General features: G+C 74.1%; 26 protein-coding genes and 1 pseudogene. 15 read left to right on the forward strand and 12 right to left on the reverse strand.

Annotation, left to right across the window (positions count from 1 at the left end; all coding sequences use genetic code 11):
- Nucleotides 1-30 precede the first annotated feature (30 nt).
- Together ACPPVO_RS12555 and ACPPVO_RS12560 are read right to left on the reverse strand one after the other, a co-directional pair.
- On the reverse strand, nucleotides 31-267 hold the full coding sequence (locus ACPPVO_RS12555; RefSeq protein WP_360390431.1) for a hypothetical protein: 237 nt from the start codon (nucleotides 265-267) through the stop codon (nucleotides 31-33).
- Nucleotides 268-319: 52 nt separating this feature from the next.
- Entirely contained in the window at nucleotides 320-2,107 is a 1,788-nt protein-coding gene (locus tag ACPPVO_RS12560; RefSeq protein WP_426511371.1) for an ABC transporter ATP-binding protein, read from the reverse strand.
- Nucleotides 2,108-2,186: 79 nt separating this feature from the next.
- Here ACPPVO_RS12560 and ACPPVO_RS12565 point away from each other — a divergent pair, with 79 nt between their 5' ends.
- The 5 genes and pseudogenes from ACPPVO_RS12565 (at nucleotide 2,187) to ACPPVO_RS12585 (ending at nucleotide 5,589) form a co-directional block, all read left to right on the forward strand.
- Entirely contained in the window at nucleotides 2,187-2,606 is a 420-nt protein-coding gene (locus ACPPVO_RS12565; RefSeq protein WP_426511372.1) for a MarR family winged helix-turn-helix transcriptional regulator, read from the forward strand.
- Nucleotides 2,603-3,868, forward strand: coding sequence for a right-handed parallel beta-helix repeat-containing protein (locus ACPPVO_RS12570; RefSeq protein WP_426511373.1), 1,266 nt, complete (start codon nucleotides 2,603-2,605; stop codon nucleotides 3,866-3,868). Before ACPPVO_RS12565 ends, ACPPVO_RS12570 begins: the two co-directional genes overlap by 4 nt.
- Nucleotides 3,865-4,638, forward strand: a complete 774-nt coding sequence (locus ACPPVO_RS12575; RefSeq protein ID WP_426511374.1) for a S1 family peptidase — start codon at nucleotides 3,865-3,867, stop codon at nucleotides 4,636-4,638. The genes ACPPVO_RS12570 and ACPPVO_RS12575 overlap by 4 nt, the downstream gene beginning before the upstream one ends.
- 26 nt (nucleotides 4,639-4,664) lie before the next feature.
- Nucleotides 4,665-5,060, forward strand: a pseudogene (locus ACPPVO_RS12580) (MCP four helix bundle domain-containing protein); the annotation flags it as partial.
- 85 nt (nucleotides 5,061-5,145) lie between these two features.
- Entirely contained in the window at nucleotides 5,146-5,589 is a 444-nt protein-coding gene (locus ACPPVO_RS12585) for a methyl-accepting chemotaxis protein (protein WP_426514617.1), read from the forward strand.
- Between the two features lie 13 nt (nucleotides 5,590-5,602).
- On the opposite strand, the gene ACPPVO_RS12590 is transcribed toward ACPPVO_RS12585, so the two are convergent.
- From ACPPVO_RS12590 to ACPPVO_RS12615, 6 genes are all read right to left on the reverse strand, one after another.
- Complete coding sequence (locus ACPPVO_RS12590; protein WP_426511375.1) at nucleotides 5,603-6,862, reverse strand: aldehyde dehydrogenase family protein; 1,260 nt, start codon at nucleotides 6,860-6,862, stop codon at nucleotides 5,603-5,605.
- A gap of 16 nt (nucleotides 6,863-6,878) precedes the next feature.
- A complete protein-coding gene (locus ACPPVO_RS12595) occupies nucleotides 6,879-7,712 on the reverse strand; it encodes a class I SAM-dependent methyltransferase (RefSeq protein ID WP_426511376.1) in 834 nt (277 codons plus the stop codon).
- 21 nt (nucleotides 7,713-7,733) lie between these two features.
- The gene (locus ACPPVO_RS12600) at nucleotides 7,734-8,624 is read right to left on the reverse strand and encodes a serine/threonine-protein kinase (protein ID WP_426511377.1); all 891 of its coding nucleotides are present in this window, start codon (nucleotides 8,622-8,624) and stop codon (nucleotides 7,734-7,736) included.
- A gap of 29 nt (nucleotides 8,625-8,653) precedes the next feature.
- On the reverse strand, nucleotides 8,654-9,889 hold the full coding sequence (locus tag ACPPVO_RS12605; protein ID WP_426511378.1) for an RNA polymerase sigma factor: 1,236 nt from the start codon (nucleotides 9,887-9,889) through the stop codon (nucleotides 8,654-8,656).
- Nucleotides 9,890-9,898: 9 nt separating this feature from the next.
- On the reverse strand, nucleotides 9,899-10,252 hold the full coding sequence (locus ACPPVO_RS12610) for a YciI family protein (protein WP_426511379.1): 354 nt from the start codon (nucleotides 10,250-10,252) through the stop codon (nucleotides 9,899-9,901).
- 82 nt (nucleotides 10,253-10,334) lie between these two features.
- Entirely contained in the window at nucleotides 10,335-11,189 is an 855-nt protein-coding gene (locus tag ACPPVO_RS12615) for an aldo/keto reductase (RefSeq protein ID WP_426511380.1), read from the reverse strand.
- Between the two features lie 168 nt (nucleotides 11,190-11,357).
- Between ACPPVO_RS12615 and ACPPVO_RS12620 the strand changes: the two genes are divergently transcribed.
- The 9 genes from ACPPVO_RS12620 to ACPPVO_RS12660 all read left to right on the forward strand — a co-directional run bounded on the left by ACPPVO_RS12620 (nucleotide 11,358) and on the right by ACPPVO_RS12660 (nucleotide 17,819).
- Nucleotides 11,358-11,561, forward strand: a complete 204-nt coding sequence (locus ACPPVO_RS12620; RefSeq protein WP_360390404.1) for a hypothetical protein — start codon at nucleotides 11,358-11,360, stop codon at nucleotides 11,559-11,561.
- 99 nt (nucleotides 11,562-11,660) lie between these two features.
- A complete protein-coding gene (locus ACPPVO_RS12625; protein ID WP_426511381.1) occupies nucleotides 11,661-12,329 on the forward strand; it encodes a siderophore-interacting protein in 669 nt (222 codons plus the stop codon).
- Between the two features lie 91 nt (nucleotides 12,330-12,420).
- The gene (locus ACPPVO_RS12630; RefSeq protein WP_426511382.1) at nucleotides 12,421-13,176 is read left to right on the forward strand and encodes an SDR family NAD(P)-dependent oxidoreductase; all 756 of its coding nucleotides are present in this window, start codon (nucleotides 12,421-12,423) and stop codon (nucleotides 13,174-13,176) included.
- Nucleotides 13,173-14,099 carry an aldo/keto reductase gene (locus tag ACPPVO_RS12635; RefSeq protein ID WP_426511383.1) on the forward strand — a complete coding sequence of 309 codons (927 nt, stop codon included), beginning with the start codon at nucleotides 13,173-13,175 and terminating at the stop codon, nucleotides 14,097-14,099. Before ACPPVO_RS12630 ends, ACPPVO_RS12635 begins: the two co-directional genes overlap by 4 nt.
- The gene (locus ACPPVO_RS12640; protein WP_426511384.1) at nucleotides 14,096-14,905 is read left to right on the forward strand and encodes an amidohydrolase family protein; all 810 of its coding nucleotides are present in this window, start codon (nucleotides 14,096-14,098) and stop codon (nucleotides 14,903-14,905) included. The genes ACPPVO_RS12635 and ACPPVO_RS12640 overlap by 4 nt, the downstream gene beginning before the upstream one ends.
- The gene (locus ACPPVO_RS12645; protein WP_426511385.1) at nucleotides 14,896-15,567 is read left to right on the forward strand and encodes a FadR/GntR family transcriptional regulator; all 672 of its coding nucleotides are present in this window, start codon (nucleotides 14,896-14,898) and stop codon (nucleotides 15,565-15,567) included. The genes ACPPVO_RS12640 and ACPPVO_RS12645 overlap by 10 nt, the downstream gene beginning before the upstream one ends.
- A 117-nt stretch (nucleotides 15,568-15,684) precedes the next feature.
- Nucleotides 15,685-16,824 carry an SMI1/KNR4 family protein gene (locus ACPPVO_RS12650; RefSeq protein WP_426511386.1) on the forward strand — a complete coding sequence of 380 codons (1,140 nt, stop codon included), beginning with the start codon at nucleotides 15,685-15,687 and terminating at the stop codon, nucleotides 16,822-16,824.
- Nucleotides 16,825-16,827: 3 nt separating this feature from the next.
- Nucleotides 16,828-17,337, forward strand: coding sequence for an AAA family ATPase (locus tag ACPPVO_RS12655; protein WP_426511387.1), 510 nt, complete (start codon nucleotides 16,828-16,830; stop codon nucleotides 17,335-17,337).
- A gap of 65 nt (nucleotides 17,338-17,402) precedes the next feature.
- On the forward strand, nucleotides 17,403-17,819 hold the full coding sequence (locus ACPPVO_RS12660) for a hypothetical protein (protein ID WP_426511388.1): 417 nt from the start codon (nucleotides 17,403-17,405) through the stop codon (nucleotides 17,817-17,819).
- Between the two features lie 5 nt (nucleotides 17,820-17,824).
- On the opposite strand, the gene ACPPVO_RS12665 is transcribed toward ACPPVO_RS12660, so the two are convergent.
- Genes ACPPVO_RS12665 through ACPPVO_RS12675 form a run of 3 tightly spaced genes read right to left on the reverse strand, consistent with a single transcriptional unit; the run spans nucleotide 17,825 to nucleotide 20,667 of the window.
- Nucleotides 17,825-18,469 carry a LuxR C-terminal-related transcriptional regulator gene (locus ACPPVO_RS12665; RefSeq protein WP_426511389.1) on the reverse strand — a complete coding sequence of 215 codons (645 nt, stop codon included), beginning with the start codon at nucleotides 18,467-18,469 and terminating at the stop codon, nucleotides 17,825-17,827.
- Nucleotides 18,470-18,476: 7 nt separating this feature from the next.
- Nucleotides 18,477-19,715, reverse strand: a complete 1,239-nt coding sequence (locus ACPPVO_RS12670) for a sensor histidine kinase (protein ID WP_426511390.1) — start codon at nucleotides 19,713-19,715, stop codon at nucleotides 18,477-18,479.
- A 4-nt stretch (nucleotides 19,716-19,719) separates the two neighbouring features.
- The gene (locus tag ACPPVO_RS12675; RefSeq protein WP_426511391.1) at nucleotides 19,720-20,667 is read right to left on the reverse strand and encodes a hypothetical protein; all 948 of its coding nucleotides are present in this window, start codon (nucleotides 20,665-20,667) and stop codon (nucleotides 19,720-19,722) included.
- Between the two features lie 62 nt (nucleotides 20,668-20,729).
- Here ACPPVO_RS12675 and ACPPVO_RS12680 point away from each other — a divergent pair, with 62 nt between their 5' ends.
- Nucleotides 20,730-21,614: a hypothetical protein gene (locus ACPPVO_RS12680; RefSeq protein WP_426511392.1), complete on the forward strand. Its 885-nt coding sequence runs from the start codon at nucleotides 20,730-20,732 to the stop codon at nucleotides 21,612-21,614.
- A gap of 145 nt (nucleotides 21,615-21,759) precedes the next feature.
- Here the strand turns inward: ACPPVO_RS12680 and ACPPVO_RS12685 are convergent, their stop codons facing one another.
- Nucleotides 21,760-22,059, reverse strand: a complete 300-nt coding sequence (locus ACPPVO_RS12685; RefSeq protein WP_426511393.1) for a hypothetical protein — start codon at nucleotides 22,057-22,059, stop codon at nucleotides 21,760-21,762.
- Nucleotides 22,060-22,061 lie beyond the last annotated feature (2 nt).

The raw sequence follows: 22,061 nt of genomic DNA on the forward strand, positions 1-22,061 counted from the left end.
CGCGCGATCGAGCCGCCTCGAAAAAACGCGTCAGCGGTTGCGCTGCTTCCACGTCGCCAGGCCCGCCTCGATGCGGCGCTGGTTGCGGGAGCTGCCCAGGCCGCGCTTGGCCTTGCCGTACAGCCAGATGCCGCCGCCCACCACGAGCGCGCCGACGATGAGGTAGCCGAGCGTGCTGAGCAGGGCGTGGAACACCCATACGGCGATCGCGCCGACCACGAAGAGGCCCACGACGACCGCGATGGCACCAACCAGGAAACGACCCATGCCCCAAGCATGCTCCTGCCGCGCCACCGCCGTCATCGGGGACTTCCCGGACTCATGCGGCCAGGGTGGCGTAGGCCCCGGCGGCCGTGAGGAGGGTGTCGTGCGTGCCGCGCTCGACGATCCGGCCCTGGTCGAGGACCGCGATCTGGTCGGCGTCGCGGATGGTGGAGAGCCGGTGCGCGATCGTGATCGTGGTCCGGCCGCGGGCCAGGGCGTCGAAGGCACGCTGCACGGCCCGCTCGGTCTCGTTGTCCAGCGCGCTCGTGGCCTCGTCCAGCACCAGGATGCGCGGGTCGCGCAGGAGTGTCCGGGCGATCGCGATGCGCTGCTGCTCGCCGCCGGAGAAGCGGTACCCGCGCGAGCCCACGACGGTGTCGTACCCCTCCGGCAGCGACGCGATGAGATCGTGGATCCGGGCCGCCCGGGCCGCGGTCTCGATCTCGGCGTCGGTCGCGTCGGGCTTGGCGTAGCGCAGGTTCTCCCGGACGGTGGTGTGCAGCAGGTAGGTCTCCTGGCTCACCACCCCGACGATCGCCGCGAGGTCGTCGAGGCGCAGGTCGCGCAGGTCGACGCCGTCGATGGTGATCCGCCCGGCGCCCGGGTCGTGCAGCCGGGCGATGAGCGCGGCGATCGTGCTCTTGCCCGAGCCCGTCTCGCCGACGATCGCCAGCGACGTCCCGGCCGGCACGTCGAGCGAGACGCCCGCCACCGCGGCCGCGTCGCTGCCCGGATAGGTGAACGTGACGTCCTCGAAGCGCAGGTGGCCGCGGGGCGCGGGCAGCCGCTTCGGGTGGGCGGGCTCGGCGACCTCGACGGGCAGGTCGAGGTACTCGAAGATCCGCGCGAACAGCGCCAGCGAGCTGGTCAGCTGCACGCCGACCCCGAGCAGGCCCATGAGCGGCCGGAACAGCCCCGCCTGCAGCGAGGTGAACGCCACCAGCGTGCCGATGCTCAGCGTGCCCGCGGTCATCGGCAGGCCGGCGCTGAGGTAGATGATCGCCGGGATCGCGGCGAAGATGATGCTCATCGAGGCCATCCGCCAGCGTCCGGCCAGTTCGGAGCGCAGCTCCAGGTCGATCAGCCGCCCGGACGACTCGGTGAACCGGCGCACGACCGCCCCGCCGGCGCCCATCGTCTTGGACAGGCGCACGCCGCTGACGGACAGGCCCTCCTCGATCGTCACGTTGAGGTCGGCCAGCTCGCGCTGGCGCTGGGCGGTGATCTCGCGGCGCATGCTCGCGACCCGGCGGGTCAGGTAGATCGCGGGCGGCAGCACGACGAGCGACACCAGGGACAGCCGCCAGGACAGCGCCGCCATCGCGACGGCGGTGGCGATCGCGGTGGTCAGGTTGGAGGCGATGGACGTGGCGGTGTTGGTGACGACCGCCTCCATCCCGCCGATGTCGTTGGTGATGCGGGACTGCACCTCGCCGGTGCGGGTGCGGGTGAAGAAGCCGACCGACTGCCGCTGCAGGTGCGTGAACACGTCGACACGCAGGCGGTGCATGACCAGCTGGCCGACCTTCGTCGACTGCCAGGTCTGGACTACGCCGAGCGCGGAGGTCACGGCGGCGACGGCGACCATGCCGAGGACCAGCCAGACCAGCAGCCGGGTGTCGCGGGCGGGCAGCGCGCGGTCGATGACCTCGCGCAGCAGGAACGGGGAGGCCATCGCCAGCACGGACGAGGCCACGATGATGAGCACGACGCCGGCCAGGCGGCCGCGGTGCGCGGTGAAGAGCCGCCCGATGCGAGCCAGCGAAACCTGCTTGGCCTGCTCTTTCTCGGCGGCGGAGGGCTTACGGCTCCCGCGGGCGCGGGCGGGGGGATTGGGCTCCAAGGGGAACACCTTCCTGTCGGGATATGCTGAGGGTACCTCACTATGAGGCAACAACACAAACCCCTGGTACCTTGTTCCCGTGGAGGATGAGAACCTCTCCGAGCTGTTCTGGAGCGTCGCCCGGCAGCTGCGGCACCGGTCCCACGAGTCAATGCAGCCGTTCGGGATCACGCCCGGGCAGGGGCGGGCCTTCATGGTGCTCGTCCGGCACGGCACCATGCGGCTCAGCGAGCTGGCCGACCACCTGCGCATCGCCCCGCGCTCGACCACCGAGGTCGTCGACGGGCTGCAGGAGCGCGGGCTGGTGGAGCGGCTCCCGGACCCGGCCGACCGCCGGGCCACCCTGGTGCGGCTGACCCCGGCGGGCGCCGACGCCGCCGAGCGGATCCGGGCCGAGCGCGGCGCCCAGGCCGAGCGGTTCTTCGCCGCGCTGCCCGAGCGGGATCGGGCCGAGCTCGCGCGCATACTCGGGGCCCTGCGGGTATCCGACCCCACGTGATCAACGCGCTCGACCACGGCCTCACCGGCGACGGCGTCACCAACGACCAGCCGGCCCTGCAGAAGCTGGTCGACTCGTGCCCGCCGGGCGAGGTCATCCACTGCCCCGCGGCGACCTACGCGATCCACGACGCCGGCACCATCTGGCGCACCGGCGTCTCGCTGATCGGCGACGGTCCGGGCGCCACCCGGTTCGTGCTGTCCAACCCGGGCGCGCCGAGCACCCCGGTGCCGCTGGCGTTCTGGACCACCCTGCAGCACGGCGCCGCGCCCGACCGCCCGATCGCCGACGTCACCTTCGCCGGCTTCGAGATCGACGGGTCGCAGATCACGCTGCCGGCGTACGACGTGCTCGCCAAGGGCCTCGGGCTGCAGTACGTCGTCCGCGCCTCCTTCCGCGACCTGTACATCCACGACACCCCGGCTACCGGCTTCGGCTGCGACTTCCTGCAGGACTGCACCGTGGAGCGCGTGATCGCGGTGCACTGCGGCCGGCTCGACGCCGGCTGGGAGAAGGGCGGCGCGGGGATCGGCATCGGCGTGGGCGGCTGGGGAGCGGTCGAGCGCCTGACCGTGTCCGAGTGCGTGACCCGGCGCAACGGGACCAACGGCATCTTCGTCGAGCTCCAGGACGCCGCCTGGACGCCGCCGCGGGGCATCCGCATCCTCGGCTGCCACGCGGAGGACAACGAGTACGGCATCTCCGACTGGGGCGCCGACGGCCTGCTGGTCTCGGGCTGCACCATGATCGGCAACCACACCGCGGGCTTCGACGTGTCCGGCCAGGGCACCACGCACGTGGCCGGCCGCTACGGCGTGGTGAGCGGCTGCGTGGTGGACGACAACCCGGGCGACGGCGTGAGCATCGGCAACACCCCGGGCGGCTACACCGTGAGCGCGACGCGCATCAGCCGCAACCGCGGGCACGGGTACCGCCAGCACAACCTCCCGGGCGCGATCTCGGTCCCGGCCAGCGACATGGTCCTGGACGGCAACGACATCTGGGACAACGGCGGCGACGGCATCCGCCTCGACGGCGAGCTGATCGACCCGTTCCTGGTGAGCAACCGCATCCGGGGCAACGGGACCGAGGGGCATCCGGCCGCGGGGATCTGCGTGAACGCCCGGGTGCGCTCGGCGACGATCCGCAACCAGCGCATCTGGGACCGCCGCACCCCGCCGACGCAGGTGTCGTCGCTGCGCATCACGGGGGAGGGCGAGCTGACGGACCCGGTCTTCACCGACATGTCCGCCACTCCGTGACGGGCCAGTCGTCACGGCTGGCCCGCTCGATCGCCTTCACCGCCATGGTGGCCGCGGCCGCGACGAGCCTCGCCACGCCCGCCGGCGCTGTCGCGAGCGGAGGTCCGGTGCCGGAGGGGCGGTACCGGTTCGCGGTACAGCTGACCATGACCGGCATTCCGAAGCCCGACGGCACCGGCTACGCCAGCGCCTGCTCGGCGGCCCTGGTGTCCCCCTGGTGGATCATCACCGCCGGGCACTGCTTCCACGATCCGCGGCGCAACCCGGCGTCGGGGTCGGTGCCGTACGAGACCACCGCGACGGTCGGGCGCGCGGACCTGTCGCACCGGACGGGCCACGTGGCGAAGGTCGTCTCCGTGCGCCAGGCTCCGAGCGGCGACATCGCGCTGGCCAAACTCGACCGGCCGGTGTACGACGTCGTGCCGCTGCGCGTGGCCGAGAAGGCGCCCCGGACCGGCGCCGTGCTGCGCATCACCGGGTGGGGCAAGCGCGCGGCCACGGACCCGGCCCCGTCCCGGCAGCTGCGGACCGGCCAGGTCCGGGTGTCCTCGGTCGCCCCGGTCACGGTCGGGGTGAAGGGGTACCGCCCCGCGCTCGACACGAGCGCGTGCGAGTACGACTCGGGCGCGCCCTACTTCGCCGAGCCCGGCCGGCTCCCGGTGCTGGTCTCGGTGGAGAGCACGGGGGCCTCGTGCCCGCACGACCAGGAGGAGACCACCACCCGGGTGGACCCCCTGCACGACTGGATCCGCGAAACATTGCTCACGTAGTCGGACATTCGGCCGAATAGCCGGACATGGTGCGGAATTTACCGATCGCCGGGAAGCTCGCCTCGACCGTCGCGGTCGTTTGCGCCCTGCTCGTCGGGGTCGGGGTCCTGGGCATCCGTCAGCTCGGCGCGGCCCAGGACCGGCTTCGCCTGATGTACAGCGACAACCTCCAGGACATCGCCGACCTCGACGACGTCGGGTTGTTCTTCAAGACGGTCCAGGCCGAGGTCTCGAACATGGCCCTCGCCATCACGGCCGCCGACATCGCGGCCGCGCTGCAGAACGTGCAGGCGGCGAACACGGGGCTGGACCAGGCGTGGAGCGAGTTCATCGCGCTGCCCGTGGCCGGGGAGACGAGCGACCGCGCCGCCTTCGAAAAGGCGCTGGCCGACTACCGCACGGTGCTGCAGCAGGAGCTGCTGCCGCTGGCCCGGTCCGCGGAGACCGAGCCGCGAGATCGACACGGTCGTCAAGCTCATCACGTCGATCGCCGAGCAGACCAACCTGCTGGCGCTCAACGCCACGATCGAGGCCGCCCGCGCCGGCGCCGCCGGCAAGGGCTTCGCGGTCGTGGCGACCGAGGTGAAGGACCTGGCCCAGGAGACCGCCCGCGCCACCGGGGACATCGCCCAGCGCGTCGAGGCCATCCAGCGCGACTCGGCCGCCGCGGGGCAGGCGATCGAGCAGATCGGCGAGGTCATCACGACCATCCGCGACGCCCAGACGGCGATCGCGGCCGCGGTCGAGCAGCAGTCGGCCACGACGGCCGAGATGAGCCGGACCGTCAGCCAGGTCGCGGGCCGCGCCGGCCAGATCAGCGCGAACGTCGGCGGCGTGGCGGCCGCGGCCGAGGAGACGACGGGCATCGCGAAGGGCACGGCCGCCACGGCCGAGGAGCTGGGCGACATCGCCGGCGACCTGCGCCGGGCGGTGGCCGTTTTCCGTTACTGAAAGCTCGAGCGGCTCAGTCCAGGTCGGCGAGGCGGTCGGCGGGCACCACCGCGTACTGCCGCAGCGACAGGTCCCGGAACGTCACCGGCCCCCGCGGCCCCGGCACCCGGTCGATGTTGATCCCCGTCTCGGGCACGTTGAGCAGCTTGAACCCGTCCAGCAGCCGGGTCGTCGCGTTCCAGAACGCCCCGGTCCCGGCGTAGGCGCCCAGGAACTCCCGGGCCGCCGCGGCGTCCTCGGTCACGATGCCCGCGGCCAGCCCCGACGTCTCGTCGTTGGCCAGACGCGCCGCGGCGAGCGGGGAGTCGACGGGCGCCACGGTGATGGTCGCCTCACGGTCGGAGTCCAGCGCCCACTCGTAACCCAGCGCGTGCGCGTGCGGCGGCGCCGAGACCGCGATCCGGGGCCCCACGGCGGCGCTCACCCGCGGCACGAGCTCGTCGTACCGCGAGCGGTGGATGAGCAGCAGGTTGAGCCGGTTGCACACGCCGAGGCGGTCGAGGCCGGCGTCGACCAGCGCGAACGCCTTGTCCAGGTCGGCCGCGGCGTCGATGTAGAGCACGCCCCCGCCGTCGGCGTGGGCCAGCGTGCGCACGCCCTGCAGCGCCGCCTTCTCGGCCAGCATGCGGGTGCTCTCGCCGCTGCCGCGCAGGATCACCAGCGGGATCAGGCCGGGCTGGGCGACGAGGGCGTCGGCGGTCGCGCGGCCCCGGGCCCGGATGAGCTGCACCGCGGCCGGGTCGAGGCCGGCCTCGGCCAGGGCCGGCGCGACGATCTCGTCCATGAGGGCGGTCGCCGAGGCCAGGGCGGCCGAGCCGGTGCGCAGCACCCCGCCGTTCTGGCTCTTGATCAGCTGCGAGGCGACGTCCACCGTCACGTTGGGGCGGGCCTCGTAGTTGGCGCCGATGACGCCGACCGGGCGGCGCCACTCCTGCAGCACCAGGCCGCCGCCGAGCTCCCGGACGGTGCGCCGGGCCGGCTCGGGCTCCACGTCGGCGAGGATGTTCAGCTGCTCGGCCATGCCGGCGAGGCGGGCCTCGTCGAGGCGCAGCCGGTCGAGCAGGCCGCCGCTCATCCCGCCGGCCTCGGCCGCGGCCACGTCGGCGCGGTTCGCCTCGAGGATCGGGGCGGGGCCGGCGGCGAGGCGGCGGGCCATCCCGCGCAGCGCCTCGTCGATGGTCTTGGCCGGCGCCGCGGCGAGCGGGGCGGCCGCGGCCCGGGCGGCCCGGGCGGCCTCGGCCACGACCCGATTGACGTCCTGCTCCTCGCCCACGGCTCGGCCTCCCACACTATGAGAACGACGGTCTACGCGCCTGAAGAGTGTATGTAAGCGGCAACCGCTCGCGCCCCGCGGCCAGCCGGTGCTCCCCGTCCGGGCCCTCGACGGTACGGCCGGGGTAGAAGTCCCAGGGGCAGCTGTCGTGCTCCTCCAGCATGGTCAGCTCGAGCCCGGCCCCGAGCAGCGCGCCCACGATCTCGCCCAGGCCGTGGTTCCACGAGTGGGTGACGGTGTGCTGGAACGCGGCGCCGTCGGTGTCGACGTAGGACTCGGCTTCGTCCCACACCAGCGGGTCCGGCGTCTCGAAGTACGGGAAGCCGACGACGAGCAGGCCGTCCTTGCGGGTCTCGTCGATCGACCACATCATGGGATGGCCCTCGCGGATGAACAGCCGGCCGCCGGGGCGCAGCAGGGCCCCGACGACGCCGGCCCACCGGCGGACGTCGGGCAGCCAGCACAGGGCGCCGACCCCGGTGTACACCAGGTCGAACGCGCCGGCCTCGAGCACGCCGGGGGCGCCGTAGAGGTCCGACTCGACGTAGTCGATGTCCGCCCCCGCGCGCTCGGCCAGGGCGCGGGCCTCGGCCAGGGAGGCGGGGGAGAAGTCGAGGCCGGTGACCCGGGCGCCGAGCCGGTGCAGGGAGAGCGTGTCGGTGCCGATGTGGCACTGCAGGTGCACGGCCCGCAGGCCGCGCACATCGCCGAGGCGGGGCCGGTCGAAGCGGACGACGTTGCTCAGGTGCTCCGGATCGTCGAAACCCCGGAGGTTGTACCCGCGCGAGGCCGCGTGCGCCGGCGCGCGCTCGTCCCACTGGGCGCGGTTGATCCCCAGATAGTCGCTCACACCGTGACAATTACACGGCGGTCAAACGGATATCGCCTCGGTCGTCGCGTGTATCGACGGCGACATGGCGTGCGGGCGGAGCACGGGCGGCACGTGTACCGGCACGTCGACCGCGGCCGACAGCAGCAGCGCGAGCGCCACGCTGGTCGGCCGCGCCTCCGGCAGCTTGTCCAGGCTCGCCGTGCAGACCTCGGCGAGCTCCTCGGGCAGCCCGGCGATCTCGGGCAGCGGCGCGGGCGGGGTGTGCCGGTGCGCGTGCAGCACCTGCGCATCGGTGTCGGCCGGCCACGGCAGGCGGCCGGTCAGGCACTGGTAGAGCAGCACCCCGACCGCGTACACGTCGGCCGGCGGGGCCGCCGCGCCCCGCTCCAGCCGCTCCGGCGCCAGGTACGACGGCGTGCCGAGCAGCGTCCCGTCCGGCAGCTGGTCCGGCTGCCCGGTGCGCGCGGCCACGCCGAAGTCGAGGATCTTGGCGCCGGCCGGGGTGAGCACCACGTTGGCCGGCTTGATGTCACGGTGCACGATGCCGTGCCCGTGCGCCGCGGCCAGGCCCGCCCCGATCTCGGCGCACACCCGCCCGGCGACCCGCCAGTCGAGCGGGCCCTCGCTCATGACGGCGTCCAGCGGCTGGCCCTCGACCAGCTCCATGACCAGGTACGCGGTGCCCCGGCCGGCGCGCCGCGAGGTGCCGAAGTCGTACACCGCCACCACGTTCGGGTGAGCGAAGCGGGCCCCGGAGCGGGCCTCGTTGCGGGCCCGGTCGAACGCCTCCCGGTCGGCGGTGTGCTCGGGGGTCAGCAGCTTGACGGCCACCTCGCGGTCCAGCACCTCGTCGTGCGCCGCCCAGACGCTGGCCATCCCGCCCTCGCCCAGCTTGCGTCGCAGCCGGTACCGTCCGCCCAGAAACCGCACATCGTCCTCTTTCCCACCGCGGGGGCGATTCAAAAGGTGCGGTTGCGGAACAACTCGCGTTCGGCCTCGTTCCGGGTCAGCGCGGCCGCCTCCGCGAACGCCGTCCGGGCCTCGTCGAGGCGACCGAGGCGCTCCAGGAGTTCGCCCCGGGCGGCCGGGAGATGGGGGTACCCGACCAGCCGCCGCGCCGCGCTGAGCTCGTCGAGCAGCGCCAGCCCCGCGGCCGGGCCCTCGGACATCCCGACCGCGACGGCCCGGTTCAGCTCGACCACCGCCGACTTCGTGACGTGGGACAACAGCTGGTAGAGGGCCGCGATGCGCCCCCAGTCCGTCCGCTCGAAGGTCGTCGCCCGGGCGTGGCACGCCGCGATCGCCGCCTGCAGGCCGTACGGGCCCAGGACGCCCAGGCGCTCGGCCCGCTCCAGCGCCTCCAGGCCGCGTCTGATCAGCAGGCGGTCCCAGCGCAGGCGGTCCTGGTCCTTCAGCAGCACCGGGCGGCCGTCGTGATCGTTGCGGGCCGGGAGCCGCGAGGCCTGGAGCTCCATCAGCGCGGTCAGGCCGTGGACCTCCGGCGCGTTCGGCAGCAGGCCGCTCAGGACCCGGCCCAGGCGCAGGGCCTCCTCGCACAGCTGGGGGCGGGACCAGTCGTCGCCCGCGGTGGCCGCGTAGCCCTCGTTGAAGATCAGGTAGACGGTGCCCAGTACCGCCGACAGCCGGGCCGGGATCTCGCCCGGCGGCGGCAGCTCGAACGCGACGCCGTGCAGGGCCTTCTTCGCCCGCAGGATGCGCTGGGAGACCGTCGCCTCCGTGGTCAGGAAGCCGCGCGCGATCTCGTCCGTGCGCAGGCCGCCCAGCATGCGCAGGGTCAGCGCGACCTGGGACTCCGTCGTCAGGTTCGGGTGGCAGGCCGTGAAGATCAGGCGCAGCGTGTCGTCGCCGATGTGGTCGTCCAGGGCGTCGACGATCTCCGACTCCTCGTCGACCTCGTCGTCCGCGCCCACCACGGCCAGCTTCCGGCGGTACGTCTCCTGGCGGCGCAGGTAGTCGACCGCCCGGTGCTTCGCCGTGGCCATGAGCCACGGGCCCGGGGCGTCGGGCACGCCCCGGGCCGGCCACTGCTCCAGCGCGATGACGAGCGCGTCCTGGGCCAGCTCCTCGGCGACCCCGACGTCCCGGACCAGCCGGGCCAGGGCGCCGATGATGTGGGCGGACTCGATGCGGTAGACCGCCTCCACCACGCGGCGCACGTCCGGCTGGTCCGGCATCTCAGCGGCTCAGAATTCCATGACCTGCAGGACGCGGCAGGTGCCCGCCCACTCCGGCCACAGGTCGCGGTGGACCTTCATGAACCGGGAGCACCACTCGACGGCCTCCTCCTTCGAGCGCACCGAGTACAGCGCGTAGCTGATCAGCTCCTTGGTCTCCGCGAACGGGCCGTCGGTAACGGTCAGGTCGCCGCCGGTGACGGTGATCTTCGCCCCGGCCGCGCTGGGCAGCAGGCCGGCGTTGTCCAGCAGCGCCCCGGCCGCCGTCGCCTCCTCGCCGAGCTTCATGATCGCCTCCATGAGCCCGGCGGGCGGCGGCGTCGACGGCTGGTGGGTCGCCTCGAGCAGCATCACGTAACGCATGTCGTCTCCCTCGTCGAGTAGGTCCTTCATCCCCTCCTCGAAGGGGAGGGCCCGGATCCGACATCGCGCCCGAGATTCTTTTTTACGCGTTGCGGGTGATGTCCGAGACCTCTTGCGGTGACAGTTCGATGCCGGCGGCCGCGATATTGTCCTCGAGGTGGCCGACGGAGCCGGTGCCGGGGATCGGCAGCATCGCCGGGGAGCGGGCCAGCAGCCAGGCGATCACGATCTGGCGGGGCGTGACCTCGTACTTCTTCGCGACCGCCTCGATCGCGGCGTTGCCGTCGAGGTTCTGGATCGGCGCCCACGGCAGGAAGACGATCGACTCCTGCTCGCACAGGTCGACAAGCGACTCCGAGCCGCGGTCGTCGACGTTGTAGCGGTTCTGGATGGACACCACCGGGGTGATCCGCTGCGCGGCCCGCAGCTGCTCCTCGGTGAAGTTCGATACGCCGATGTGGCGGATCTTGCCCTCGGCCTTGAGCTCGGCGATCGCCCCGACCGAGTCCTCGAGCGGGACGCGGGGATCGACGCGGTGGAACTGGTACAGCGGAATCGTGTCGAGCTTCAGCTTGCGCAGGCTGCCCTCGAGCGCCGCGCGCAGGTGCTCGGGCCGCCCGTCGGCGTCCCAGCGGTCCGGGCCCGGCCGAACCAGGCCGCCCTTCGTGGCGATGACCAGGTCGTCGGCGTACGGGTGCAGCGCCTCGGCGATCAGCTCCTCGCTGACGTCGGGGCCGTAGGAGTCGGCGGTGTCGATGAAGTTCACGCCCAGCTCGACGGCCCGGCGCAGGACCCGCTTGGCCTCCTCGCGGTCGCGGGGCGGACCCCAGATCCCGTCGCCGGTGATGCGCATCGCGCCGAAGCCGAGCCGGTTGACGGTCAGGTCGCCGCCGACGTCGATCGTGCCCGCGTTCGCCGCGCTGCTCTGTGCTGACATGCGTCAGGTCTCCTTCGAGTCGCAGATTGCTCTCGCCTCGAATCTATCCACGCGACGGCGGTGCTGTGAGAATCCGGAACATCACGCCTCTGGATTAGCGCAGTTCACCCTGGGTACTGTGTCCCGACCCGCCCGTCCCCGCATCGCCGAGCACTGGGAGTGAGCAGCATGAACGCGCATGACCCGACCGGAATCGACCCGAACAGCCCCGAGGCGGCGGCCCGCGAGGCGGCGCGCTTCGAGGCCGAGCGCAAGCAGAGCCTCGAGCACCAGCTGGCCCGCGGCGGCCTCGTGGACGAGGGCGCCGTCGACTCGACCGGCCGCAGCATCCGCGACCCGCGCCGCGGCACGCAGCTGGACGAGGACATCTAGCAACTTCCATGGCCGGAACCCTCGTCCGGTGCATTGCCACAATGCACCAGACGAAGGCTCCGATGGGAAATATCGCCGTGCGCTGTACCGTCCCGCGGCATGAAGCTGTGGGAGAAGCTGTTCGTGCGCGCCGCGGTCGTCGAGGCCGAGATCACCGGGCGGTTCCGCCGCCTGCGCCTCCGGGCCGGCGCGCTGCGTGACGCCGAGTGGCGGCCCGGCCAGCAGGTCCGCGTCGACGTCGGCCCGAAGGGCGCCTTCGGGCCGCTGCTGCGCACCTACTCCGTGTGGAGCCGCGAGGCCGACACCATCGAGCTGCAGGCGCTGCTGCACGGCGACGGCCCGGGCGCGCGCTGGATGGCCGCGGCCGAGCCCGGCGACGAGGTGCTGCTGAGCCGGCCCAAGGGCGACTTCGTGACGCGCCCGGCGCGCTACCACCTCTTCGTCGGCGAGGAGACCGCGTCGGTCGCGTTCGGCCCCATGCTGCGGGCGCTGCCGGCCGCCGGGCGCGCCGCGAGCCGGGTCGTGGTCGAGGCCGGGCCCGCGGACCGGCTCGCCCTCGACGGCAACGTCACGTGGGCGTCGCGGGACGGCCTCATCGATGCGGTACGGCTGCTGGATCTTCCGCCGGAACCCGGGCAGGCTTATGTCGCCGGGGAGGCGCGGGCCGTGCAGTCCGTGCGGCAGCATCTCGTCCGCGACCGGGGCTGGCCGCGGCGCTCGGTGCTGACCAAGCCGTTCTGGACGCCGGGGAAGCGCGGCATGGAGTAGCGAACATCCTATCTATAGGCCGTCGACAACCCCTTGCGGCGGGCAGTCTCCGGCTGATAGACAGCAATCCTCCGATGTTTGGGAGAGCTTCGTGACTGGAGAGTTCGACGGTCTCACCGCCGTCGTCACCGGGGCCGCGTCCGGGATCGGGCTGGCCACCGCCCGCCACCTCGCCGGGCTGGGCGCCCGCGTGGCCGGCCTCGACCTGCGCACCGACGGCATCCCGGAGGGCGTCGCCGGCTTCGTCGCCGACGTCACCGACGACGCCGCCGTGCGCGCGGGCGTCGCCGCCGCGGCCGAGCACCTCGGCGGCATCGACATCCTCGTCAACAACGCCGGCATCGGCGCGATCGGCACGGTGGAGAGCAACGCCGACGAGGAGTGGCACCGCGTCTTCGACGTCAACGTCGTCGGCCTGGTCCGGGTCAGCCGCGCCGCGCTGCCGCACCTGCGCCGCTCGGCGCACGCCGCGATCGTCAACACCTGCTCGATCGTGGCCCACGCGGGCCTGCCGGACCGGGCCCTGTATAGCGCGACCAAGGGCGCCGTGCAGTCGCTCACCGCCGCCATGGCCGCCGACCACGTGCGCGAGGGCATCCGGGTCAACTGCGTCAACCCGGGCACCGCCGACACCCCGTGGGTGCGGCGGCTGCTCGACCAGGCCGCGGACCCCGCCGGCGAGCTCGCCGCCCTGCAGGCCCGCCAGCCGACCGGCCGGCTGGTCTCGGCCGCCGAGATCGCGCACGCCATCGCCTACCTGGCCAGCCCGCTGGCCAGCGCGACCACCGGCGCCGTGCTGTCCGTCGACGGCGGCATGCACGCCCTGCGGGTCAGGCCTCCGGCGTGACGGCGCTCGGCCTCGGCTGCGCCCAGCTGGGCAATCTCTGGCGCGAGCGCTCCGACGCCGACGCCCGCGCCATCGTCGACGCGGCCTGGGACTGCGGCGTCCGGTACTTCGACACCGCGCCCCACTACGGCCTCGGCCTCTCGGAGCGGCGGCTCGGGGCGGCGCTCGCGGGCCGGCCGCGCGGCGAATACACGGTGAGCACCAAGGTCGGGCGGCTCCTCGAGCCCACCGCCGACGGCGGCGACGACCTCGCCGACGGCTTCGCGGTCCCGCGCACGCACCGCCGGGTGTGGGACTTCAGCCGCGACGGGGTGCGCCGCTCGCTGGAGGAGAGCCTGGGCCGGCTCGGGCTCGACCGCGTCGACGTGGCGCTGCTGCACGATCCGGAGTTCGCGCCGGAGGCGGCGCTGCGCCACGGCTTCCCGGCCCTCGCCGAACTGCGCGCCGAGGGGGTGGTGGGCGCCGTCGGGGCCGGTTCCAAGGACGCGGGTGTACTCGCGCGGGTCGTGGCCGAGTGCGCGCCCGACGTCGTCATGGTCGCCGGGCGGTACACCCTCCTCGAACAGCCGGCCGCGGAGACCCTGCTGCCGGCCTGTGCCGCGGCCGGCGTCGCCGTGTTCGCGGCCGGGGTCTTCAACAGCGGCCTGCTGGCCGAGGACGTGCCGCGGGCCGGACTGCACTACGAGTACGGCGACGCGCCCTCGGACCTGATCCGGCGCGCGGCCGACCTGGCCGAGGCCTGTCGCGAGTTCGGCACGACGCTGCCGGCCGCCGCGCTCTCGTTCCCCGGGCGCCACCCGGCGGTGACCGCGGTCGTCGTCGGCGCCGACGACGCCGGCCAGGTGCGCCGCAACGCCGCGCGGTTCGCCGCCCCGCCCGCGGACGCGCTGTGGGCCGCCCTGGGCGAGCGGGGCCTGCTGTGATCGTCGACGCGCACCACCACCTGTGGCACCTCGGCGGCGGCTACGACTGGCTCGACGCCCCGGCGCTCGCCCCGATCCGCCGCACCTACACCCCGTCCGACCTGCGGGCCGAGCTCGCCGCGGCCGGGGTCACCCAGACCGTGCTGGTCGAGGGCGGCCGCTGCGACGCCGAAGAGGCCGCGCTGCTGTTCGCGCACGCGGCGGCGACGCCGGAGATCGCCGGGGTGGTGGCCTGGGACGATCCGGCGTCGCCCGGCTTCGCCGCCTACCGGGACCTGCCCGGCGCGGAGTACCTGGTCGGGCTGCGCGCGCAGGTGCAGGCCGAGGACACCGACTATCTGGCGCGCGCGGACGTGCGTTCCGGGCTCGCCGCGTACGGCGCGGCCGGCCTCGTCTTCGATCTCGTGATCCGCCCGGACCAGCTGCCGTCCGCCGTCCGGGTCGCGGCCGCCTGCCCCGGGGTGCGGTTCGTGCTCGATCATCTCGGCAAGCCGCGCGACTTCGGCTCGTGGCGGTCCGACATTTCCGATTTATCGGAGATGCCGAATGTGTACGCCAAGATCTCCGGCCTGTTCACCGAGGTCGACGACGTCCGGCCGTATGTGGAGACCGCCCTCGAGCGCTTCGGCCCGGCGCGGCTCATGTGGGGCTCGGACTGGCCGGTGTCGACGCTGGCGGTGCCCTACGGCGAGACCCTGGAGCGCATCCGGGCGCTGGTCCCGGCGCCGGAGGTGTTCGCGGCGACGGCGCGTGAGGTATATGGCCTGCCCGCAGTACAGTCGCCGCGGAGGCAACTGTGGCACTGACCGACGAGGCCATCGACAAGATCAAGGGCATGATCACCTCGGGCGAGCTCGGCCCGGGGGACCGGCTGCCCAAGGAGTCGGACCTGGCCGAGCGCCTGGGCCTGTCCCGCAACTCGCTGCGCGAGGCCGTCAAGGCGCTGTCGATGATCCGCGTACTCGACGTCCGCCAGGGCGACGGCACCTACGTGACGAGCCTGGAGCCCGACCTCCTGCTCGACGCCCTGAGCTTCGTTGTCGACTTCCACCGCGACGACACGGTGCTGCAGTTCCTGGAGGTCCGCCGCATCCTCGAGCCGGCCGCGACCGCCCTGGCCACGACCCGCATGACCGACGACGACGTGGCCCGCCTCCAGGCCGTGCTCGACGCGCTCGGCGCCGACCCGGCCATCGAGGCGCTCGTCGCCAACGACCTGGAGTTCCACCGCCTGATCGCCGCGGGCTCGGGCAACGCCGTGCTGTGCTCGCTCATCGACGGCCTGTCGGGCCCGACGACGCGCGCCCGCATCTGGCGCGGCCTGACCCAGGAGGGCGCGGCGGCCCGCACGCGCGAGCAGCACCAGGCCATCGTCGACGCGATCGCGACCCGCCAGCCGGACCTGGCCCGCTCCTGGGCCTCGATCCACGTCGCCGGCGTCGAGGAGTGGCTGCGCCGGGCGCTGTAACACCCCTTCCGATCCGCCGCGTGCACGCCGGGCGCCCTGTGCGCGGGCCAGTACTCGCAGGCCTGCCGCACCGCCGGCATCGGGTGAGCCCCTCGGCGCCTCGGCTACCGTGGTCCGGTGACCAGCGCGCGCGACGTCGAGCAATGGCGGCAGTATCTCGCCGGGTACAGCGCCGACGTGCTCCAGGTCGCCGCTGACGGCGATCTCGGTGAGGTCAGCGCCGCCCAGCGCGCCGCCGGCTGGCTGGGCTTCGACGGCGCGGACGTCGCCCGGCTCGCACAGACCGAGCGACGTCTGGGTATGGCATTGCCGCCGAGCTACCGGTCGTTCCTCGCGGCCTCCGACGGCTGGCTCAACCTCGGGCCGTTCATGTGGACCATGCGCACCACGGACGACGTCGCCTGGCTGCGTGACGCCGGCCCCGGGCTGCACGAGGCCATCCGGGACAGCCCGGAGCCCGGCGAGTCCGCGCTGGGCGACCGGGCGCTGCTGGTCTCCGGGGCCGGCGATGCCCAGTACTGGCTGCTCGACCCCGGCGATGCCGGGCCGGACGGCGAGTGGGCGGCCTGGACCTGGGCGAGCTGGTATCCCGGTCTCGGTGACCGGTACGAGTCCTTCGCCGCCCTGGTCGACGCCGAGCGGGCCTCCTTCGAGGAGCTGAGCGGGCGCGACGGCCGCCCGGTCGACGCGGCCGGCGCCGGGGCACTGGTCGACGAGGGCCGCGCACTGGCCCGGCGCGGCGATGTCACCGGCGCGGTCGACGCCCTCGCCCGTGCCGCGGTCAAGGGCTCCGGCGCGGGCGCGTACCTGGCCGTCATGCTCAACGGGTTCCTCGACCCGGCCTCCGTGCACCACGAGATCCGCAACGAGGTCCTCGCACGGCCGCACGTCGTCGAGGAGATCGGCCGGGAGCAGCTGCGCGCCGAGGCCGTGCCGCTGTACCTCCGCAACGCCCCGATCGGCCCCTATCGCGCACTCTTCGCCGGCATTCTTACCGAGGACGAGCTGGCGGCGCCTGAGCGGTTCGTGCCGCCGGTGCTGCCGGAGCCGCCGGCGTTCCAGGCCGCGCTGGAGCGCGCCCGCGCGCTGGCCGACGACGGCGCTCTCGACGCGGCCTGGGCCGTCGTGCTCGCCGCGCTGCCCGGCTGGCGCTCGGACTCGCCGCATCGGATCGCGCCGGTCGTTCTCCTCACCGATCCACGGCTTCGGCCGGTCGTCACGCCCGAGCGGGCGCGGGCCGTCGTGCAAGTACGCTGAGGTGTGTTGATCGTCGTCTCCGGCCTGCCGGGCGTCGGCAAGAGTGCCGTGGCCGCCGGTATCGCCGCCCGGTTGCGCGCCGTGCACCTGTCCGTCGACAACGCCGAGGACGCGATGCTCGGTGCCGGGCTGCCGGCCGGGTGGGCGACCGGGGTCGCGGCCTACGAGGTGATCCGGGCGGCGGCCGAGCAGAACCTGGCGCTGGGCCGCGATGTCGTCGTCGACGCCGTCAACGACGGCGAGCCGGCCCGCGAGACCTGGCGCCGGGCGGCCGGCAGCGCGGCCGTCGAGCTGCGGTTCGTGGTGCTCACGTGCTCCGACCGGCAGGAGCACCGCCGCCGCCTGGAGGGCCGGCGGCGGGGCTTTCGCCACCTCCCGGAGCCGACCTGGGACCGCGTCGAGTCGCGGGCGGCCGCGTACGAGCCGTGGACGGACCGCCACGTCGTCGTCGACACCGACGCGCCCCTGGAGACGGTCATCGAGGCGGCGGGGTTCGGTTTTCCGAACCCCTGAGGTGTCGTGGCACCACCATGTCGCCGGGCGGCCCCGCGGCCCAGGCTGGAGCCATGGTTGCTGCTGTGCGGACGATCGGGAACAACGTCATGTACTGCGCGCTGCTCATTCCGCGCGGGCTCGCCCGGCGGCGGATCGGGCCCGCGGTCGCCGGGCTGGTGCTCGGGGTCGTCGCGCTCGTGCCGCTCGCGTTTCTCGCCATCTTCGTGCTGCGCGGGGTGTTGTACGGGATCGTGGACCCCGGGCCGTACGACAACTCGTGGGGCGGGCCCAGCCGCGCCGGGGCCTGGTTCGTGCACTTCCTCGTCGGCATCCCGATCCTGCTCGCCGGGCTGGGGGCGCTCGCCGGGATCGCGGCGCTGCACCGGCGGCTGAGCGTCGCGCTCGACGGCGGGCCGCGGCCCCGGTGGCTGGTGCCGGTCACCGTGGCGGTCGTCGGGGCCGTGGTCGTGTTCGTGGTCCTGTGGAGCCGGCAGATCTGAGCGGGTCAGCGGTGCTCCAGGTAGCGCAGCACGGCGAGTACGCGGCGGTGGTCGGTGCCCGAGGCGAGCAGGCCCAGCTTCGTGAAGATGTTCGCGACGTGCTTCTCGACGGCGCGCTCGGTGATGACGAACGCCGCGGCGATCGCGGCGTTCGTCCGGCCCTCGGCCATCCGGGTCAGCACCTCGCGCTCGCGCGGGGTGAGGCTCGCCAGGCCGGCGTCGCGGCGGCGCGGGGCCATGAGCTGGGTGACGACCTCGGGGTCGAGGGCGGTGCCGCCGGCCGCCACGCGGTGCAGCGCGTCGGTGAAGTCGTCGACGTCGGCTACGCGCTCCTTGAGCAGGTACCCGATGCCGGCCGAGCCCTCGGCGAGCAGCTGGCTGACGAAGCGCGTCTCGACGTACTGCGAGAAGAGCAGCACCCCGAGCCCCTCGTGCCGGCGGCGCAGGTCGAGGGCGGCCCGCAGGCCCTCGTCGGTGTGGGTCGGCGGCATGCGGATGTCGATGACCGCGACGTCCGGGCGGCGGGCGGCGACGGCGCGCTCCAGTTCGGCGGCGTCGCCGGCGCCGACGACGTCGTGGCCGCGCAGGGTGAGCAGCTGGGCGAGGCCGTCGCGCAGGATGGCGAGGTCCTCGGCGATCACGATGCGCATCGGGGCCTCACCGCGGCCGGGGCAGGTCGACGGTGACGACGGTGGGGCCGCCGGGCGGGCTGGTGACGGCGAGGGTGCCGTCGACCGCCGCGACCCGGTCGGCGATGCCGCGCAGGCCGGTGCCGCCCCGCCCGGTGCCGCCCCGCCCCGTGCCGCCCCGCCCCGTGCCGCGCAGGCCGGTGCCGCCGTCCGGGGTCGCGCCGCCGGCGCCGTTGTCGCGGACGACCAGGCGCAGGGCGCCGGCGTCCGGCTCGGTCACCTCGACGGCGGCCTCGGTGGCGTTGCTGTGCCTGGCCACGTTGGTCAGCAGCTCGGCCAGGGTGAAGTACGCGATGGTCTCGATCGCCGCCGTCGGGCGGGTCGCGAGCGCCACGCGGTGGGTCACCGGGACCGGGCTGCGCGCGGCCAGGGTCGCGACCGCGGCGTCGAGGCCGTTGTCGAGGATCGGCGGGTGGATGCCCTGGATGACCTCGCGCAGCTCGCGGATGGCGTCGCGGGCGTCGTTGCGCGCGGCCAGCAGCATCGGGCGGCCGTCGGCGGGCAGGGTCTCGGCGGCGATCGTCAGGTGCATGGCCAGCGCCACCAGCCGGGCCTGGACGCCGTCGTGCAGGTCGCGCTCGATGCGCCGCAGGGTCGCGGCCGCGCCCTCGACCGCGCCGGCCCGGGTGCGCTCCAGGGCCGCGATCCGGCTCGCGCGCTCGTCGCGGGCCAGCAGGGCGCGGATCAGGAGCCGGTCCAGCAGTACGGTGGCGCGGACCGCCCGCGGGGCGAGCAGCAGGAGCACGGCGCCGCTCACGCACAGCGCCGCGATCCCGGCCGGGCCGAGCGAGCCCGGGACGTTGACGCCGAACGCCCGCTGGATCGGCGCGGTGAGCGCGACCAGGCCCCAGCCCCACGTCGCCGTCGCCACGGCCAGGCTCACGACCGCCAGCGGCAGGGCGACCACCTGGTACGCGACCGCCCGCCAGCCGGGGCCGTCGCGCAGGCCGGCGAACAGGCCGCCGCCGCGGCGGTACGGCTCCGGGGCCGGGACGTGCTCGCCGAGCAGGGCGCCGGCCAGGGCGAGCCGGGCCCGCCCGAGCATCCGCGTCGCGGGGACGGCGGCCGCGAGCAGGGGCACGCCGAGGGCGGTGACCGCGAGCGCCGCGCCGAGCAGCAGGCAGATCAGGACGTACGCTGCGCCGAGAACGGCCAGCGGCGCGCCCACCAGAACGTAGGCGAGCTCGGACCAGGCCCGGCGGCGCATGCGGTCATTCTGCCCGCACGCGCGCGATGGAGCCCAGAATCTCGTCGATCTCCGGTTCGAAGACGGGCTCGTCGGTCTCGGCCAGGGCGTGGACGAACTGCCCCGAGCCGTCCTCGACGAGCGCTTCCCGCATGTGTACCGCCGACGTGCCCCCGATCCCGGTGTGGACGTGGACCCAGTCGGTCGGCAGCCCCAGCAGGCGCCCGCCGGACCTCGTGACCGCGTCGGCCGGGAAGCGCTCGTGGACCAGCGACGGCGCGCTGCCGCGGTACAGGGTCACCGACGCGAACGGGCCGCCGAGCGGGGTGAGGCGGAACAGGCGGAGCACCACGAAGGACAGCCCCGGCTCCTGGTACGCCACCCAGCGGTCCGGCACGTGCGCGGTCAGGATCGTCTCGCCGCCCAGGTCGACCAGGCGGCGCTCGCCGGCCGCCGCGCGCAGGCTCCGCTCGCCGGGGCGCACGGTGCGCAGGACCTGCGAGGCCAGCTCGGTGAGGCCCTCGCGGTCGTCGGCGGCGTTGGGCGACACGAAGAGCTGGACGCGTACCACCGCGAAATCGGCGGTGCGCACGAACGCATCCGCGATCGGCACGGCCTGGCGCCGGGAGTCGAGCGGGAAGTACCCGTACGCGACCGTCTCCGCCCCGGCCTCGATCGGTTCCAGCCGCTGCCCCGCCGGCAGCTCCCACGTCTGCGCGACGGCCTCGATCGAGCTGTGCAGCTCGCCGGCGACGACGCGGAAGAGCTCGGAGGCGAGCAGCACCAGGCGCTCGCCGTCGAGGTCGAACAGGACCCGCGTCTCCGCCTGCCCCGACGCGGCCACGCCCATGAGCGACTGGTTGCGCGCCTCGGCCCGCGCCCCTTCGGGCAGCGTCACCGTGAGCCGCCCGTCGAGCAGCGAGATCTCCTGCTGCGCCCGATAGTCCCGTCCGGCCTGCGCGAGTGCTCCCACAGCACGAACCCTACTCAGCCGGCTCAGGCTGCCCACAGGGGACACCGTAGAGACTGACGTCCATGCGAAAGGCATTCGCCTACGGGGGCGCTGCCGCGATGACGCCGTACCTGCTCATCAAGGTCTCCTGGGTCATCGCGGGACTGTTCGGCCTGGCCGCCGGCGGCCTCCCGGTCGTGGCGCTCAACCTGGCCACCGTCATCATGTCCGCGACCGGCGTCGCCCTGGCGCTCGCCCTCGCCCGGCCCTGGGGGATGCGCCTGCCGGGGCGGGCGGTGCTCTTCTTCGCCTGGATCGGCGGCGGCTTCCTGGTGCCGATGATCCCGTACATGCTCGTCTCCTCGCTGCTGCCCGTCGCCTCGGACGGGACGCCGGAGGCGCCCGGGTGGGAGTACTGGCTCATCGAGCTGAGCTTCCTGGGGATGGGCGTGTGCCTGGCCGTGGCGCTGCCGTTGTACCTGCGCGAGCGCTGGCCGTCCGCGTTCGCGCCCGGCCCGAGGCCGCCGTGGTCGCGCCCGGCGGCCGCCCTGGCCCTGCTGTTCGCGGCGGTGTCGGCGTACTGGGCGCTGGGCGGCCCGGCCGGCCTGGTCCGTCCGGAAGCGCGGGACGTCACCTGGTACCTGCAGCTGGGCAACGACGCGCTGTGGGCGCTCGCGATCGCGGCCGGGGCCTGGTTCCTGGGCCGCGGGCCGGTGCCGCTCGCGCTGGCCTGGATCGGGTCCGGCTTCCTGTTCGCCTGGAACGCCTGGAAGCTCCTGCTCGGCTCGTTCCTGGCCGACCAGGCCGGCTGGCCGGAGTCCTTCGCCCCGGCGGCGGTGCGGTTCGCGCTCGGGGTGGCCGCGGGCGCGCTGCTGCTGGCGGTGACCGCCCGGGCGGCCCGGCTCGTGCGCGGCGGGGTTACGAGCCGAACCGCCGGTGGCGTGCCGAGTACGACCGCAGCGCCCTGAGGAAGTCGACCTTCCGGAAGCCGGGGCAGGTTCGCGCCGGCGAGCCGCGCACCGAGCCGCCGCGCATAGAGCGCGTAAACCGTCCTCCGCATGCGCGGAATCCAATCGCCGTGAAGGGCACCGCGTTCGTACCTCCACGAGACCCTCACAAACCCGGCGCACCGTGCACGACTCGCAGGCGGGCGCCGCTCGGGCTGCCGGCCGGGCCGGGTGGGGTGTCGGCCGCGCCGGCCCGGGCGATCAGGGCCGGCAGTTCCTTGCGCGCCCGCTCGGCCTCGGGGGAGTCGGACAGGGCGACCGCGAGCACGGAGCGCAGCCGCTCGTCCTTCAGGATCGCGGTGAGGCGGGCCGGGCAGCCGCTCAGGGTCTGCTGGTACATCGGGCCGAACCGGTGGCCGCCGCCCGCCGCGACGCCGAGGCTCTTGACGTACAAAGCTAATGGCATTA

Source organism: Dactylosporangium sp. McL0621, from assembly GCF_049995355.1.
In the GTDB taxonomy this organism is placed as follows: Bacteria; Actinomycetota; Actinomycetes; order Mycobacteriales; family Micromonosporaceae; genus Dactylosporangium.